The 15,909-nt window shown below is 72.3% G+C and carries 12 protein-coding genes and 5 tRNA genes; 4 read left to right on the top strand and 13 right to left on the bottom strand.

Annotation, left to right across the window (positions count from 1 at the left end):
• Positions 1-209: 209 nt before the first annotated feature.
• The 12 genes from ACQB60_RS42560 to ACQB60_RS42505 all read right to left on the bottom strand — a co-directional run bounded on the left by ACQB60_RS42560 (position 210) and on the right by ACQB60_RS42505 (position 12,623).
• The gene (locus ACQB60_RS42560) at positions 210-1,493 is read right to left on the bottom strand and encodes a PP2C family protein-serine/threonine phosphatase (RefSeq protein ID WP_496931458.1); all 1,284 of its coding nucleotides are present in this window, start codon (positions 1,491-1,493) and stop codon (positions 210-212) included.
• 276 nt (positions 1,494-1,769) lie between these two features.
• Positions 1,770-3,035 carry an MFS transporter gene (locus ACQB60_RS42555; protein ID WP_496931457.1) on the bottom strand — a complete coding sequence of 422 codons (1,266 nt, stop codon included), beginning with the start codon at positions 3,033-3,035 and terminating at the stop codon, positions 1,770-1,772.
• Complete coding sequence (locus ACQB60_RS42550; RefSeq protein ID WP_496931456.1) at positions 3,032-4,255, bottom strand: PLP-dependent cysteine synthase family protein; 1,224 nt, start codon at positions 4,253-4,255, stop codon at positions 3,032-3,034. The genes ACQB60_RS42555 and ACQB60_RS42550 overlap by 4 nt, the downstream gene beginning before the upstream one ends.
• Positions 4,256-4,324: 69 nt before the next feature.
• Positions 4,325-4,654, bottom strand: a complete 330-nt coding sequence (locus tag ACQB60_RS42545) for a hypothetical protein (protein WP_496931455.1) — start codon at positions 4,652-4,654, stop codon at positions 4,325-4,327.
• Between the two features lie 176 nt (positions 4,655-4,830).
• Positions 4,831-4,904: transfer RNA gene (locus ACQB60_RS42540), tRNA-Met, on the bottom strand.
• A 54-nt stretch (positions 4,905-4,958) separates the two neighbouring features.
• Positions 4,959-6,197: an alginate lyase family protein gene (locus ACQB60_RS42535; RefSeq protein WP_496931454.1), complete on the bottom strand. Its 1,239-nt coding sequence runs from the start codon at positions 6,195-6,197 to the stop codon at positions 4,959-4,961.
• 95 nt (positions 6,198-6,292) lie between these two features.
• Positions 6,293-7,192, bottom strand: coding sequence for a glycosyltransferase family 2 protein (locus tag ACQB60_RS42530; RefSeq protein WP_496931453.1), 900 nt, complete (start codon positions 7,190-7,192; stop codon positions 6,293-6,295).
• Between the two features lie 91 nt (positions 7,193-7,283).
• Positions 7,284-7,356: transfer RNA gene (locus ACQB60_RS42525), tRNA-Lys, on the bottom strand.
• Between the two features lie 89 nt (positions 7,357-7,445).
• Positions 7,446-9,035, bottom strand: coding sequence for an amino acid permease (locus ACQB60_RS42520; protein WP_496931452.1), 1,590 nt, complete (start codon positions 9,033-9,035; stop codon positions 7,446-7,448).
• A 135-nt stretch (positions 9,036-9,170) separates the two neighbouring features.
• Positions 9,171-11,438 (bottom strand): DEAD/DEAH box helicase, encoded by a 2,268-nt coding sequence (locus tag ACQB60_RS42515; RefSeq protein ID WP_496931451.1) that lies wholly within the window; start codon positions 11,436-11,438, stop codon positions 9,171-9,173.
• A gap of 219 nt (positions 11,439-11,657) precedes the next feature.
• Entirely contained in the window at positions 11,658-12,188 is a 531-nt protein-coding gene (locus ACQB60_RS42510) for a hypothetical protein (RefSeq protein WP_496931450.1), read from the bottom strand.
• A gap of 84 nt (positions 12,189-12,272) precedes the next feature.
• Positions 12,273-12,623, bottom strand: coding sequence for a metallopeptidase family protein (locus ACQB60_RS42505; RefSeq protein ID WP_384829408.1), 351 nt, complete (start codon positions 12,621-12,623; stop codon positions 12,273-12,275).
• 59 nt (positions 12,624-12,682) lie between these two features.
• Here ACQB60_RS42505 and ACQB60_RS42500 point away from each other — a divergent pair, with 59 nt between their 5' ends.
• From ACQB60_RS42500 to ACQB60_RS42485, 4 genes are all read left to right on the top strand, one after another.
• Entirely contained in the window at positions 12,683-14,320 is a 1,638-nt protein-coding gene (locus ACQB60_RS42500; RefSeq protein ID WP_496931449.1) for a metallophosphoesterase family protein, read from the top strand.
• 81 nt (positions 14,321-14,401) lie between these two features.
• A tRNA-Glu gene (locus ACQB60_RS42495) sits at positions 14,402-14,474 on the top strand.
• A 39-nt stretch (positions 14,475-14,513) separates the two neighbouring features.
• Positions 14,514-14,588: transfer RNA gene (locus ACQB60_RS42490), tRNA-Asp, on the top strand.
• Positions 14,589-14,614: 26 nt separating this feature from the next.
• Positions 14,615-14,688, top strand: a tRNA-Phe gene (locus ACQB60_RS42485).
• Positions 14,689-14,789: 101 nt separating this feature from the next.
• Here ACQB60_RS42485 and ACQB60_RS42480 read toward each other — a convergent pair.
• On the bottom strand, positions 14,790-15,881 hold the full coding sequence (locus ACQB60_RS42480; RefSeq protein ID WP_496931448.1) for an ABC-2 transporter permease: 1,092 nt from the start codon (positions 15,879-15,881) through the stop codon (positions 14,790-14,792).
• Between the last annotated feature and the right edge of the window lie 28 nt (positions 15,882-15,909).

Here is a 15,909-nt window from a genome sequence, read left to right as displayed (position 1 = left end):
GTGCCGGCTGGGACGACCGCGCTGCGTTATCGAACGTTAATAGACACCCGTGCGTGATTCCAAGCTGTTCCCACTGATCATTAACGCCTTTGGCCCGTACTTATTGGGACACCGGGGTCCGGACCAGGGCGAGTTGACCGCAGGATTTTGCCCACCGGACCTTCACATTCCACTGACGTTCTGTCAGTTGTTGAGCGGAGGGGCGCCGTTCAGTCACGGGGGGTGACAGAGCCCCCTCCGTCAGCAGCGGCGGGGCCCTCCTCGGCCGTGGCGGAGCCGTCCTCGGCCGGGGCGGAGCCCTCCTCGGCCGTCGGCCTGCGCACCGCGAGCAGCGCCATGTCGTCCGTCGCCCCGCCCCCCGTGTGCTCCCGCACCTCCTCGGCGAGCGTCGCGAGGAGCGTGTGCGGGCCCTCGGGGCCGGCGAAGATCCGGCCGCCGAGCCGGGCCGCCGGGTCGTAGAACTCCCCGTTCGCGTCCCGCGCCTCCGACAGGCCGTCCGTGTAGAGCAGCAGCGTCGAGTCGGGCGCGAACTCCGTCTCGTCCGCCCGGTCCGGCCAGCTCCCCAACTCGCCCATGCCGAGCGGCAGCGCGGGCTCCGACGGCGAGAGCACACACATCCGCCCGTCCCCCCGGAGCACCAGCGGCTCCGGGTGCCCCCGGTTGATGACCCGTACGACGTCCCGGCCGCGCGGGATCTCCGCGAGCACGGCGGTGGTGAACCCCTCGAAGGCGTCGAGCCCGTCGCGCCGCGTGCCCTCCCGGGCGAGGGCCCGCTCCAGGCGCTGCGCCACCGCCTCCAGGGTGCTCTCCTGCTCGGCGGCCTCCCGGAAGGCCCCGATGACGACGGCGACGGCGGCCACCGCGCCCATCCCCTTGCCGCGCACGTCCCCCACGATGAGCCGCACGCCCTGCGGGGTGTCCTGCACCGCGTACAGATCGCCCCCGATGAAGGCGTCGGCCTGCGCGGCCTCGTAGCGGGCGGCGATGTCGAGCCCGCCGATCCGGGCGTCCGGCAGCGGCAGGACGGCGCGCTGGGTGGCCTCCGCGATGGAGCGGGCGGAGGCGAGCTGGGCGTCGCTGCGCCGGACGACGCGGTTGATGACGAGGGCGAGCACCGCGACGGTCGCCACGGTGAGCAGCTCGGTGACGGCCTCGACGTCGGTGGTGGTGTTGTTCTTGAGGTGCAGCGAGACGACGGCGGCGAGGGAGCCCGCGCAGATGAGGGCGGTGCCGAGCAGCGAGTAGAAGGGGGCGGCGATCAGCGGGGCGGCCGCGAAGAGCGGGGCTGCGGTGAAGCGGGGCGGCGTCGAGAGGTCGAAGACGACACCGAAGGCGAGGAAGCAGAGGGGCAGGGCCCGTACGAATGCCTGGACCCGGGTGAGGGCCCCGTCGTCCCCGGTCCCCCGCCCCCCGTCACACGCGTCGCCCCTGCCACCACGGCCACCACTGGCGCCCGTGCCACCACGGCCACCGCCGGCGCCCGTGCCACCCATGCCGCCACGTCTGCCGCCACGTCCGCCTCCCCTGCCTGCGCCGCTGCCGCCTCCTCGCTGCCCCACCGCTCGTCTCCTGCCAGGTCCGCGGCCACGCCCGATGGCCTGCCCATGTCCGCGCCTCGTCCAAGGCTTCCCGCAGCGGGGGCGGGGGGCGACCTGATGTGGTCCGACCGGGTTACGGGCCGGGCTGCGGGGGCTGGGGGGCTCTTGGGCTTACGGAGGGTGGGGCGCCCCCGTCGCCACGCGGCCACCCCACCTCCCCGGCTCACCCGGCTACGCCACCGTCGTCACCACCGGAGCCAGCCGCCCCGACCGGGCGAGCCCCCGCAGCGCCACGGTGCAAGCACCGCCGACCCCGGCCAGGGTCAACCACGGCAAGGCGGGCAGCTCACGCCCCGCGTCCAGGAGCGCGCCCATGCCGAGGTTCCCCAGCGTGATGCCGATCCCGCACACCGTGTTGTAGAGGCCGTAGTGGGTGGCCACCCACCGGTCCCCGGCGAGCGAGACGATGGTGTCCATCTCGAACGGGTAGAGCACCGCGGTCGCCGCGGCGAGCCCCGCCGCACACAGCAGCAGCCCCGCGACCCCCACGTACCCGCTCCCCCCGAGCGCGGGCGGCACGAAGGCGGCGCCCATCAGGCCGAGCCCCGCGACGAGGCACTGCTCCCGGGTCCAGGTCCGCTTGCACCAGTCGGTGATCCTCAACTGCCCGACGAGCGCGACGAGTCCGGAGACCACGAAGAGCGCACTGGTCGCGACGGTGGCCCCGGCGGTGTCGCCGAGGAGCCGCTCCACGGAGAGCGGCAGGGCGAGATAGACCTGGAAGGACAGGACGTACGAGCCGGTCATGGCGAGCGCGAAGAGCCAGAAGGACCGGTTGCCGAGCACGACGCCCCACTGCCCGCGCCCCTCGCCCTTGTCCCCTCCGACGTCCCCTCCGACGTCCCCTCCGACGTCCCGGCCGCGCACCGGCAGCCGCAGCACCTGCACCACCGAGAGCACCGCGAAGAGGACCGCCGACACCGCGCAGGTGAGCCGGAAGTCGACCCCGGTGAGGGCGAGCCCGACGAGCGGCCCGAGCAGGATCCCCGTCTGGTAGAAGACGTTGAACAGCGCGAACGCCTCCACCCGGTTCTCCTGCGACCCGGCCTCGGCGGCCACGTACGCCCGTACCGCCGGATTGAACAGCGCCCCCGCGAGCCCGGTCGCCACCGACGCGGCGATCAGCACGGGCAGCGTGTCCGCGAACGCGAGCGCCCCGAAGCCGACCGTGCGCAGCGCGCACCCGGCGACGATCATCGGCTTGAACCCGAGCCGGTCGGCGAGCGCCCCGCCGACCAGGAACATCCCCTGCTGCGAGAGGTTCCGCACCCCGAGCACGAGCCCCACCGCCCAGGCGGCGAGCCCGAGTTGGCCCGAGAGGTGGGCGGCGAGGTACGGCATCAGCATGTAGAAGCCGAGGTTGATCGTGAACTGGTTGACGAACAGCAGCTGCACGGCGGGCTCGAAGGCCCGCGCCCGCCGCCAGACGGCCATCACCGGGCACCACCCGCAGCACCCGCAGCACCCGCAGCACCCGCAGCACCCGCAGCACCCGCAGCCGAGCCAGAGCCAACACCAACACCGGCACCGGCACCGGCACCGGCACCGGCCTCAGCAGACACGGCAGACACGGCAGACACAGCAGAACCCGTGACCTCCCCGGACCTCCCCGTCCGCCACCGCGACCACCCCGTCACCCACTCCCCGGGCCCGGCCACCTCCTCCGGTGCGTCGGGCACGGCGCCACTCCCCAACAGCCCTTCCCGCACGCAGAATTCATCGCTGAAGACGGAGTCGAAGTAGCGCTGCGGCCCGTCCGGGAAGACCGCCGCGATACGGGTGCCACGCGGCCGCGTCCGGGCCAGCCATCCCGCGACGAGCGCCACCGCCCCCACGCTCCACCCGCCCGTGGCGAACTGCCGTTCCGCGAGCCGCCGCGCGCACCGCACCGCCTCCGCGGGGCCGACCCAGTGCACCTCGTCGAAGGCTCCGTGGTCGACGTTGCCCGGGTGGATGGAGGAGCCGAGCCCCCGCATCAGGCGCGGCCCGGCGGCGAGTCCGAAGATGGTCGAGGCGACGCTGTCCACCCCCACCAGTTCGAGCCCCGGCATCGCGGTCCCGCGCAGCGCCCGCGCGATCCCCGCCGAGTGCCCGCCGGTCCCCACCGCGCACACCAGCACATCGAACTGGCCGAGCTGCCCGGCGAGTTCGGCGGCCAGCTCGCCGTACGCGGCCGGGTTGTCGGGGTTGTGGTACTGGTCCGGGCACCAGGCGGCGCCGCCCATCGAGGGCGCGGCGAGCAGCTCCGCGACCCGGTCGACCCGGGCCTGCTGCCAGCCGCCCTCCCTGCTCGGCTCGCGCACCACGTGCACCTGGGCGCCGTGCGCGAGCAGCATGCGCTCCACGATGGGTTCGAGGCCGGGGTCGGTGACGACGTGCACCGGGTGCCCGTAGTGCACCCCGGCGAGCGCGAGCCCGAGCCCGAGGGTGCCGGACGTCGACTCGACGATGGGCGCGCCGGGCCGCAACTGGCCGCGCGCCCGCGCCCGTTCGACCATGTGGAGGGCGGCACGGTCCTTGATGCCGCCGAAGTTGAAGCCCTCCAGCTTGGCCCAGAAGCCCCGGCCGCCGCGGTCGTCGGCGGGGGCGGGTTCGTCGATCCAGAGCACGGGCGTGTTCCCCACGGCGGCCGCCGCGGGCTGAAGCTTGCTGATCATCTGCGTCTGTCCTTCGGGTACGCGGATACGGAAGCGGAGACGGGACGGGCAAGGCCCGCCCGGTCCCGCTCAGTTCCGGTCCACTCCGAGGGCGATGAGGAGCTGCTGTCCGGCGGCCCGCGGCCCGGCCCGCACCGGCGCACACGTCAGGCGCCGACTCTCGGGCACCGCCCGGCCGTTGACCTGGGCGCCGCCGCTCTCGGGCAGCTGCCGGTCGAGGGAAGGTCCCGCGGCGTACTCCACGGGGTCGGCGTGCTCGCCGTGGCCCGGCGCCGGACAGTCGTGCTGCGCGCCGTGCGGGGCGGCGGCGACGCCCGGCACCCGGACCGCGTCCTGCCCCTGTCCCCCGTGGCTGTGGCAGACGCCGACGAGCAGCGTGCACCAGGCGAGGAGCAGCACGAGAGCGGAACCCCGCCTCAGCGCTCCCCGGCGCCCGTGACACCACCCACGACTCATGGTGACCATGAAACTACGTAGGGAGATCAACAGCCCGTAAGGACGCCGGAGTCGGCCAAAAGGAGACTGAAAAACACCGAAGGCCCGGAACCAGTTGGTTCCGGGCCTTCGGCCTTCAGTAGCGGGGACAGGATTTGAACCTGCGACCTCTGGGTTATGAGCCCAGCGAGCTACCGAGCTGCTCCACCCCGCGTCGGTGAAGACAACACTACGCCATCCGGAGGGGTGCGTCGAACCACTTGGGCGTTCAGGCGCTCTCCGCGTGCGTGAGCGTCTCCCAGGCCACGAAGAGATCGTCGGTGCCCTCGGGCCGCCGCTGCTCCGTGTACTTCTCGGTCTGCGGCATGTCCAGCTTCAGGCGCCCGCGCAGATGGTTGAGCCCCACCTCCGTGTCGGGCCCCATGTCGCGCTGCACCTTGCCCCCGCACAGCCACTTCGGGGCCTCGGCGCCCAGCTGGTACGTGGAGTGGAACTCGAACGCGGCCCGCAGCCGGTCCTTGGCCTCGCCCCACAGGTCGACGCCCTGGTGGTGGGCGGTCTCGGCCATGTGCGAGGCGGCGGCGAGGGAGTAGCTGGCGTGCTTGAAGTTGCGGCAGGTCTCCTGGGAGAGCCCGTCCTCGAAGGTCTTCTGCCCGAACCAGTACTTCTGCAGTTCGGCCGCCGTGTCGATGCCGCTGCCCTCGGGCGAGACGGGCAGCTTCCCGTCCGACTTCATATAGAAGTAGGCAGGAACCCGGGTCCGGAAATGATGCACGGCCTTGTCGAAGGTCGCGTGGTCGTTCAGGAAGACGGCCATGCTCATGGTCGCGTCGGCCATCACGAGATCCCAGTTCCCGTTGAAGTCGGCGGATCCGTCGCGCACTTGGGGCAGATAGGCGTTGCGCAGCATCCGCTCGAACCGCAGCAGGTCCCCGTCGCTCCACCCGTCGTACGTGTACCGCACGGCTTCGGCGGCCCGCGCCCACGAGGAGGCGGCCCAGGCGGTCTGCAGCCCGGCGTTGGCCTCGGTGTGCTTCGTCACGACCTTCGACCAGGCGTCCATGATCTCGACGGCCTTACGGGCATGCGCCCGCTCGCCGGTGATGTCGTAGAGCAGGGCCTGCGTGTACGCGGCGATGGCGTCCTCGCGCTCCTCCACGCACCCCTGGCCGGGGCGGGTGTCGGGCGGGCACTCGACGACGGCGTAGGGCTGGGCCCGATAGTCGGCGGCGGCGTACTTGCTGCTGCTCATCTGCCGATAGGCGTCGTACCAGGGCTGTTCATGGGCCTTGACCCGCTCCTTGACCCGGTCGAGCTGGGTCTTGCTGACGAGGACGCCGGGGTGTGCGAAGGGCTCTCCGGCGGGCCGTGCGGCGGCGGTGCGCGTCGCGGTGCCACCGGAGGACGACCCCCCACACCCCACAGCCCCCACGGCAACCAGCAACCCCACAACCACCAGGGCCCCCACACGAGCCCGCCCGCGCTGGGCCCCGCGTACGCCTGCCATGTGCACCTCCGGTTCGGCCGTCCCAGCCTCCCCCGCACACGGGCCCCCCGCACGGCGGGACCACCCGGACGGGCACCCTCCGCAATCCGGCGGCGTCAGATGACGGGCGGCCGCCCGAGCCGTGTGAGCCGCCACACCGTCCGCCACCGCATGGGCCGCCGCTCCCCGCAGGGCGCCCGTACGCCTTCGGTGAAGCCACCGCCCCAGGCACGCAGCCCGGCCACCGACCGGGCCCGTACGAGCGTCAGCAGCACCCAGACCCCGAGGTGAACGGGCACGAGCACGGCGGGCAGCCGCCTGCGCACCAGCCAGACGCGGTTGCGGGCGGTGTTCCGGTAGTAGACGGCGTGCCGGGCGGGCGAGGTCCTGGGGTGCTGAAGCAGCAGTTCGGGCGCGTAGAGCACCTTCCACCCCCCGTCGATGGCCCGCCAGGCCAGATCGGTCTCCTCGTGCCCGAAGAAGAACTCCCCCGGCCAGTCACCGATCTCCCCCAGCATCCGCATCGAGAAGGCGTGCCCGCCCCCGAGGAACGCGGTGACGAGCCCCCGCCGCATCGGATCCCCTGCCCGCAGCCTCGGCACATGCCGCCGCTGCGTCTCCCCCGTCTCATCGGCCACCCGGAACCCGACAACCCCCAGCCGCCCGTCCCCCGCGAACAGCTCCCCCACCTTCCGGAACACATCCCGGTCCACGAGCAGCCCGTCGTCGTCGAGCTCCACGACGACGTCCACGTCGCCGAACTCCCGCAGCCGCTCGATGGCGACGTTGCGCCCACCGGGGCAGCCGAGGTTCTCGTCGAGCTCGATGACGGTCAACTCGCCGGGGAGCGCGGGCTGTCGGGGCCCGGGCAGCGGCGGCGCCCCGTTCCCGACGAGGACGGTGCGCACCGCAGGGACGTCCTGCGCGGCGATCGAGTCGAGGAGCGCGGCCAGCTCGCGCGGGCGGGTGCCCATGGTGACGAGGGCGACGCCGATGCGGGGCGGAGAGGGAGCCATGACGGGGACCTCCTTGAGCGGGGCGAGGCGGCCGGCGCGGGGAACGAACAGGGCCCCGGCCAGCCGAAGCTGGTCGGGGCCCTCGTATCGGTAGACCGTGTGGGACTCGAACCCACAACCAATGGATTAAAAGTCCACTGCTCTGCCAATTGAGCTAACGGTCCTCGCCGACGCACCCCCGAGCATAGCCGGACCGGGCCCGGCATCCGATCGGGTATCGGGCCCGGGGGTGTGCGAGCAGGTCATCCGGCTCTCAGGGGTCGAGCGGCTCCAGCGCGTTCGCGCGGGCGGCCTCGCGGGCCGTCGTGCGCTCGTGGTCGGGGTTGAGGAACCAGTGCCGGGCGGAGGCGAACCACCAGATCGCGGCGAAGCCGAGGACGGCCAGGACCGCGACGGGCGCGTAGTTGAAGGTCTTCCAGGTGACCGGGGAGACCTGCGGCAGCATGAAGAGCACCGTGATGACGCCCACCCAGACGACCGCGACGATCCCGACCGGCCGGGACCAGCGCCCCAGGTGCCAGGGCCCGCGCTCGAAGGCGTCCCCCTTGCGCAGCCGCAGCAGCGTCGGGATGACGTACGCGATGTAGAGGCCGATGACGGCGATGGAGGTCACGGCGGTGTACGCGGTCAGGTTGATCAGATACGGCAGGCCGAGCAGCAGCGCCCCGCCGGCCGCGAGCCAGACCGCCGCGACGGGCGTCCGGGTGCGCGGGTTCACGGAGTGCCAGATGTGCGAGTAGGGCAGCGCGCCGTCCCGCGAGAAGGCGTAGATCATGCGGGAGTTGGCGGTCACCGAAGCCATCCCGCAGAACAGCTGGGCCCCGATCACGACCAGGAGCAGCAGCTTGCCCGCGCTCGCGCCGAGCGCGTCGAGGAGGATCTGCGCGGGCGGCGCCCCGGTCTTCGAGCCGAGCGCACCCGCGTACGACTGGATGGCGAAGGTGAAGCCGAGCAGCAGCACGAAGCCCGCGATCCACGAGGTCCAGATGGAGCGGACGATGCCCTGGGGGCCGGCGGTGGACGCATCGTGCGTCTCCTCGGTCATGTGCGCGGAGGCGTCGTACCCGGTGAAGGTGTACTGCGCCATGAGCAGCCCGATCAGCGCCACGTAGAAGCCGCTGCCCCACCCGGTGTTGTTCACGAAGTGCGTGAAGACGAACGACGCCGACTGGTGCGAGTCCGGCGCGAAGGCCAGCGCCCCGACGATGACGGCGACCCCGAGCACGTGCCACCACACGCTGACGCTGTTGAGCAGGGAGACGATGCGCACGCCGAAGGTGTTGAGCAGCCCGTGCAGGACGAGGATCGCGGCGAAGAGCAGCATCGTCCGCCCCTCGGTCACCTCGAAGTCGAACTGCAGATTCAGATAGGCCCCCAGGAAGGACGCCGCCCCGAAGTCGATCCCCGCGGTCACGGCGACCTGCCCGAGCACGTTGAACCACCCCGTGAACCACGCCCAGGCCGCGGCCGACCGCGGGGGCGCGAGCCGGTGCGCCCAGAAGTACAGCCCGGCGGACGTCGGATAGGCCGAGCAGATCTCCGCCATGGCAAGCCCGACGAACAGCGTCATCAGACCGACCCCGACCCACCCCCAGGTGATCAGGGCGGGACCGCCGGTGTTCATGCCGAACAGGTACATGGTGAGGCAGCCGGACAGGACCGAGATGATCGTGAAGGAGACCGCGTAGTTGGAGAACGCGGACATGCGGCGGGCCAGCACCTGGGTGTAGCCGAGCTGCGCGAGGCGTTCCTCGTCGGAGCCGGGCGCCGCAGGGATCGTGTCGGCCGTCGGGACCGGTGCGGTGGGCGGTGGTTGCTTCCGTTCGCTGGGGTCACTTGTCATGCCCCCAGCGATTCCCTCACCGGGGGCACGACATGCGCCGCGCCTGGCCAAAAAATGCCTACGCTCAGCGCACGCCGAAGGGCCCGCACGACAGACGTCGTGCGGGCCCTTCGTTCAGTTCAGCGCGGCCGTGTGTCAGCCGTTGCGCTTCCAGCGCGGCTTGTCGTCGCGGCGGCCGCCGAAGGAACCGGTGCCGGAGCCGGAGCCACGGTGGTCGTCACGGCGGTTGTACGACGGACGGTCGTGGCCGCCCGAGCGGTAGCCGCCGGAGGGGCGGTCGTCGCGGCGGTCGCGGTTGAACGGGCGGTCGCTGCCCCGGTGGCCGCCGGACGGACGGTCGTCGCGGCGGAAGCCGCCACCACGGTTGTCGTCACGACGGAAGCCGCCCTCGCGACGGTCGTCACGGCGGAAGCCACTGCCACCGCGGTTGTCGTCACGACGGAAGCCGCCACGGTTGTCGTCACGACGGTCGTCGCGACGGAAGCCACTGCCACCGCGGTTGTCGTCACGACGGAAGCCACCGCGGTTGTCGTCACGACGGTCGTCGCGACGGAAGCCACTGCCACCGCGGTTGTCGTCACGACGGAAGCCACCGCGGTTGTCGTCACGACGGTCGTCGCGACGGTCGTCGCGGCGGAAGCCGCCACCACGGTTGTCGTCACGACGGAAGCCGCCCTCGCGACGGTCGTCGCGGCGGAAGCCGCCCTCACGGCGGTCGTCCCCGCGGCGGTCGCGCTCGTAGTTGCCGCGCTCGTCGCGCTGCGGACGGCGCTGCTCGTACGAGGAGGACCGCTCCTCGCGGACCGGGCGCTCGGCGCGCTCGGCCTGCTCGGCGGCGGGCTGCGCCGGAGCCGCGACGGCGGCCTCGGCGGCGGCGGTGGCCTCGGCGACCGCGGTCTCCGGGTCGTCACCGCGCTCGCGGGCGGCACGCGCGGTGAGGCGGTCGGCCTCCTCGCGCAGCTCGGCGGCGCGACGGGTGGCGCGCTCCAGCTCCTTGGTGAGGTCCTTGACCTCACGCTCGGCCTGGGTCGCGGCGTTGCCCGCGGAGTCGGCCTGCACCTCGGTCATCGAACGGGCGCCGGTGATCTCGGCGACCTCCGGGTCGAAGGTGCCGCCGCCGTTGATGATGTGGCGCGAGGCGTCGACGCCCGCGTCCTCCATCAGGCGGAAGATCTGGCGGCGCTGGTGCGGCAGCGACAGGGACACGACCGTGCCGGAGCGGCCCGCGCGAGCGGTGCGGCCGGAGCGGTGCAGGTAGTCCTTGTGGTCGCCGGCCGGGTCCACGTTCAGGACCAGGTCGATGCCGTCGACGTGGATGCCGCGGGCGGCGACGTCGGTGGCGACGAGCGCGTTGACGTAGCCGTCCTTGAAGTCGGCGAGGGTGCGGGTGCGCGCGCCCTGCGTCATGCCGCCGTGCAGCGCGTCGGCCTTCACGCCGGACTCGCGCAGCTGCTCGGCGATGCGGTCGGCGCCCAGCTGGGTGCGGACGAAGATGATCGTGCGGCCCTTGCGCGCGGCGATGGCGGCCGTGACGGGCGCCTTGTCGCGGGGCTTCACGATGAGGATGTGGTGCGTCATGGTCGTGACGGCGCCCTGGGCGGCGTCGACCTCGTGCGTCACCGGGTTGTCCAGGTAGCGCTTGACCAGCGTGGAGATCTCGTTCTCCATCGTGGCGGAGAACAGCATGCGCTGGCCGCCGGCCGGGACCTGGTCGAGCAGCTCGGTGACCTCGGGCAGGAAGCCCAGGTCGGACATCTGGTCGGCCTCGTCGAGGACGGCGACCTCGACGTTCTCCAGGGAGCAGGCGCCGCGGTTGATGATGTCGCGCAGACGGCCCGGGGTGGCGACGAGGATGTCGACGCCGCGCTCCAGGGCGTAGATCTGGTTGCCCATCGACGTACCGCCGCAGACGACCTTCATCTTCAGGCCGAGGACGTCGCCGTAGGGCTGGAGGGCGTCGGCGACCTGCATCGCCAGCTCGCGGGTCGGGGTCAGGATGACCGCGCGGGGCTTCTTCTTGTCGGTGTGGCCACCGGCCAGGCGGGCCAGGGTCGGCAGACCGAAGGAGAGGGTCTTGCCGGAGCCGGTGCGGCCGCGGCCGAGGATGTCCTTGCCGGCCAGGGCGTCCGGGATGGTCGCGGCCTGGATCGGGAAGGGGGTGTGCACGCCGTTGCGCGCGAGCTTGCGGACGACTCCGTCGGGCAGGCCGAGGTCACCGAAGGTGATCTCGGGCTCGGCGTCGGCGTCGGCCTCGACGGACTCGGCGTCGGCGTCGGTGGTGACCTCGGTGACGTCCTCGACGATCTCGGAGGCGGCCTCTACGGCGTCGGTCTCGACGGCCTCGGCGGCCTCGACGATCTCGTTCTCGGGCAGGACGGCGTGGTCAGAACTGGAAATGGACATGCGAAATGCGAAACCTTCCGGAGTCTCGGCACGCGCCCGTCAACTCCGTGATTTCGCAATGGACCGCCTCTATGCGGTCAGCCACGGCAAGGGAGAGTACGCGCCACGCGGCGCTCTTCTGTTTCGGCGCCGGGCAAATGGGATCAAACGATCTACCACCATACGCACTCCCCACCCCCCAAGGCAAACCGAACCCCCCGAACCCTCCCTGACCTGCCCCTACGCGGGTCCCGCCTGCGGCGACGGCTCCTTCGCGGCGAGCGGCGTGCCCCCCTCGTGCGCCGACGAGGACGGCTCGGCGGTGCTCGGCGTCGGCTCCGGGGTGGGCGTCGGCTTCGGAGGCGTCGGGGTCGGGGTGGGGCGCGCGGAGGACTTCGTCGGGGTGGGCTTCCCCGGCTTCCCGCCGCCGCTCTTGGTGGGCGAGGCGGACGGGCGCTCGGCGCCGGAGCCGGAGCCGGAGGCCGACTCGGACGGGGACGCGGACCCCGAGGCCGCGTCATCGGGTTCGGCGGAGGCGTCGTGACCGGCGCCCGCACGCGCCTTCGCGGGCCCGCCCCCGTGCCCGGTCCCGGCCCCCGCTCCCTCGGGCCCCGCCTTCCCGCCGTCCGGAGCGGCCGCCCCGCTCCGCTGCCCGGCGGACCGGGAGGGCTCGGCGTGGCCCCCGTCGTCGCCGACGCTCATGCAGCCCGCGGTCGCCGCGACGGCCACCACCGTGGCGGCCCATCGGACGGGAACGTACAACTGGCGCACGGGAGCACCTCCGAGGCGCGGGGAAGACAGACGCCCTGCCCAACTCCCTTGCGGCGCAAGAGGACACGCGCGCCGGTCAACCGCTCACCCGTACCCCAGCGCGTGCAGCCGCGCGTCGTCGATCCCGAAGTGGTGCGCCACCTCGTGGACCACCGTGATCTCGGTCTCCGCGACGACGTCCTCGCGCGACTCGCACATCCGCAGGGTCGGCCCCCGGTAGATGGTGATCCGGTCCGGGAGCACGCCCGCGTACCACTCGCCCCGGTCGGTCAGCGGCGTCCCCTCGTACAGCCCGAGCAGCTCGGGATCGTCGGCGGGCGGCTCGTCCTCCACGAAGACGGCCACGTTGTCCATCAGCCGCGTCAGCTCCGCCGGAATCCGGTCGAGCGCCTCTGCGACCAGTTCCTCGAACTCCTCGCGCGTCATCTCCAGCACCCCCTCATTGTCATCCACGAGCCCGCATACACACCCCTCCAATTGGGCATACGGGACCAATGGCCCGCGACTTCACGGTCGTTCAGCTCGGCATACGCGCCCTGCGCGCCCTGCGCGGCGGCATCCGCGGCACGCCCCGCACCCTGCGCGCCGCCCCCGCCGCCCTCGCCCGCCACTACCGCTCCCGCCACACCCACCCGGTCGGCGAGCTCGTCAGCCCCCCGCACCCGTACGGGAGGGCCCTCGGCCTGGTCGCCGTGGTCCTGCTCGGCGCCTGGCTCGGCCTGCTGATCGTCGGCAGCGTGCACGCGCCCGTGGGCCCGATGGACACCCGTATGACCCTGCGGCCCTCCCTCACCGGCGGCACGAAGATCAACGTCGCCCCGCTCGGCTCGCTCCAGCTGGCCTCGCACACCGCGCCCGTCCGCCTCGACGTGGACGTGGACCGGCTCGACCCGGTGCGCTCGCAGGCCCTGGTCGACCACCCCGAGCGCATCTCCGGGCTCCAGGACGAGGTCGCCCACGACGTCGTGCACGGCACCGCCGACCTGGCCGTCCGCTCCTGCGTCGCCGTCGTCTCCGGCGCCACCGCGCTCGGCCTCGCCGTCTACCGCCGCCCGCGCCGCGCCCTCGCGGCGGGCGGCCTGGCCCTGGCCCTGCTGACCGCGTCGGGCACGGCGGCCTACGCGACGTGGAACCCCGACTCGGTCCTGGAGCCCAAGTACTCGGGCCTGCTCGCCTCGGCCCCCTCCGTCGTCGGCAACGCCCGCAACATCGTCAGCGAATTCGACGTCTACCAGCGGGAGTTGGCGCGCCTGGTCACCAACGTCACCAAGCTCTACGACGTGACCTCCACGCTCCCCGCGTACCAGCCGGACCCCTCCACGATCCGCGTCCTGCACGTCTCCGACATCCACCTCAACCCGGCGAGCTGGCACATCATCGCGTCCCTCGTCGAGCAGTACGGGATCGACGTGATCGTCGACACCGGCGACACCATGGACCACGGCAGCAAGACGGAGAACGGCTTCCTCGACCCGATCAAGGACCTCGGCGCCCCCTACGTCTGGGTCCGCGGCAACCACGACTCGCTCACCACCCAGCGCTACCTCAAGGGCCTCAAGAACACCCACGTCCTCGACGACGGCAGGGCGGTCACCGTCGCGGGCCTGCGCTTCGCGGGCATGGGCGACCCGCAGTTCACGCCGGACCGCTCGGTCAAGGCGGAGGGCGACAACGCCGAGCGGGCCGCGGGCCTCACCCTCACCGCCGCCCTGCGCACCCAGCGCGCCGAGGGCACCCCCGTGGACATCGCCCTCACCCACAACCCCACCGCCGCCCGCACCACCGACGGCGAGGTGCCCCTCGTCCTCGCGGGCCACATCCACCACCAGGAGATGGAGGTCATGGACCGGGGCACCCGGCTCCGCATCGAGGGCTCCACCGGAGGCAGCGGGCTGCGCGCGGTCGACGACTCCCACCCGGACCCGGTCGAGGCGTCGGTCCTCTATCTCGACAGCTCGACCAAGCGCCTCCAAGCCTGGGACGAGATCAGACTCGGTGGGCTCGGCCTGACGAAAGCCGAGGTCAGCCGCCATCTCCCCAAGGAGAACAAGCCCGGAGCGACGCCCTCGACCCCACCGCCCACTCCCTCCCCCGCCCAGCCATCCGGGGAGCGACCCCCAGGCCCCCGATAAGCGTTTTGGCGATAGCTCCCCCCATCCCATATGCTTCTCACGTCCCCGACGCGCTGCGAAGCGCCCACGGCGGGCCTCTTAGCCCTCATCGTCTAGTGGCCCAGGACGCCGCCCTTTCAAGGCGGTAGCACGGGTTCGAATCCCGTTGGGGGCACGCAACACCCTGTGCGAGACTTGTTCTCGCACAACGCTTGGTCCTGTGGAGCAGTTTGGAGTGCTCGCCACCCTGTCAAGGTGGAGGCCGCGGGTTCAAATCCCGTCAGGACCGCTGCAGTTCGTCTCTGCGAACTGCGTGGCTGGGTAGCTCAGTTGGTACGAGCGATCGCCTGAAAAGCGATAGGTCGCCGGTTCGATCCCGGCCCCAGCCACTTCCTCGAAGGCCCCGTCCGAGCGGACGGGGCCTTCGTCGTGCCCGCGCCCCGCACGGGCACCCGCTCGCCCGGCGGGAGCACTCACCCCGCAGGCGCACTCACCCCGCAGGGGCCGCCGCATGGACCGGCCCCGCCTCGCGGCCGCCCGGGTGCCGGTGGCGCCAGACCCAGAAGACCGTGCAGGCGAGCAGCGCCCACCCGCCCAGGACCAGGAACGGGAACGCGTGCTGGTGGCCCCCGAAGTACACCGCCGTGTGCTGCGCGTTCACCGAGGCCCCCGGCGGCAGCCAGCGCCCGATGTGCCCGAGGACCGACGGCAGCAGCGGCCACGACACCGCCCCGCCCGACGAGGGATTGCCGAGCAGCACCATCAGCCCCCACGTCGGGATCATCGCCCAGCGCCCGAACAGCGTGTTGAACATCGTGAAGACCATCCCCGACGTGAACATCGTCAGCGCGAGGATCAGCCACGACTCCGCGAAGGGCAGATCCACCGCCCCCAGCCACCAGTCCACCACCGCCGCGATCACGAACCCGCCGAGCAGTGCGTAGACCACCGTCACGGCGATCCGCTCCGCAGGGTTCAGCCCGCGCGCGTGCACGCTCAGCTGGATCGCCCCCACGAAGCCGATGATCACCGCCGCGAGCGAGATGTAGAAGATGGCGAGCCCCCACGGATCGCCCTTCTGGAGCGGCTTGATGTCCTGCACCGCCACCGGCACCCCGACGTCCTTGCCCACCTTCGGCGCCGTCTCCGCGAGCACCTGCGCGACCGACGCCCCCGAGGCACCCGACACGTCGAGCGTCACCCGGTCCTCGCGGCCCACGTCCAGGATCGCGAAGACCTGCTGTTCGTCGACCCCGGTCCGGGCCGCCGCCAGGCTGTCGTAGCGGTGCACCTCCACCGAGGCGTTCAGTGCCTTCTCCATGCCCGCGAGGAACGCCTTGCCGTGGGTCGCGTTCTCCGCCCCGACCACCGCCGTCGGGATCCGGTGCGGCGTCGGGTTCGCCATGGAGTACGTGTACGAGCCGGCGAAGAGCCCCGCGGCCGCCGCCAGGATCAGGACCAGCACGCTCGCGGGCAGGAACGGCGACTCCTTGAAGGCCGCCCACCGCTCGCCCCACGTGGGCACCTTCCCGTGGGCGCCGTGTTCGTGCTGTTTCCCCTGTTCAGGCTCGTGCTCAGACATACGAACACGCTAAACCACCCATAACGGA

Origin of the sequence: Streptomyces odontotermitis (assembly GCF_050510915.1) — a bacterium.
In the GTDB taxonomy this organism is placed as follows: Bacteria; Actinomycetota; Actinomycetes; order Streptomycetales; family Streptomycetaceae; genus Streptomyces.
The sequence above is the reverse complement of the archived record's forward strand: the minus strand, read 5'-3'. Positions and strand labels throughout refer to the sequence as shown.

Excerpts from the sequence above, each read along its gene's own strand:
- ACQB60_RS42560 (WP_496931458.1), bottom strand. The coding sequence starts at position 1,493 with ATGGGTGGCACGGGCGCCGGCGGTGGCCGTGGTGGCACGGGCGCCAGT.
- ACQB60_RS42550 (WP_496931456.1), bottom strand. The coding sequence starts at position 4,255 with ATGATCAGCAAGCTTCAGCCCGCGGCGGCCGCCGTGGGGAACACGCCC.
- ACQB60_RS42535 (WP_496931454.1), bottom strand. The coding sequence starts at position 6,197 with ATGGCAGGCGTACGCGGGGCCCAGCGCGGGCGGGCTCGTGTGGGGGCC.
- ACQB60_RS42530 (WP_496931453.1), bottom strand. The coding sequence starts at position 7,192 with ATGGCTCCCTCTCCGCCCCGCATCGGCGTCGCCCTCGTCACCATGGGC.
- ACQB60_RS42520 (WP_496931452.1), bottom strand. The coding sequence starts at position 9,035 with ATGACAAGTGACCCCAGCGAACGGAAGCAACCACCGCCCACCGCACCG.
- ACQB60_RS42515 (WP_496931451.1), bottom strand. The coding sequence starts at position 11,438 with ATGTCCATTTCCAGTTCTGACCACGCCGTCCTGCCCGAGAACGAGATC.
- ACQB60_RS42500 (WP_496931449.1), top strand. The coding sequence starts at position 12,683 with ATGGCCCGCGACTTCACGGTCGTTCAGCTCGGCATACGCGCCCTGCGC.
- ACQB60_RS42480 (WP_496931448.1), bottom strand. The coding sequence starts at position 15,881 with ATGTCTGAGCACGAGCCTGAACAGGGGAAACAGCACGAACACGGCGCC.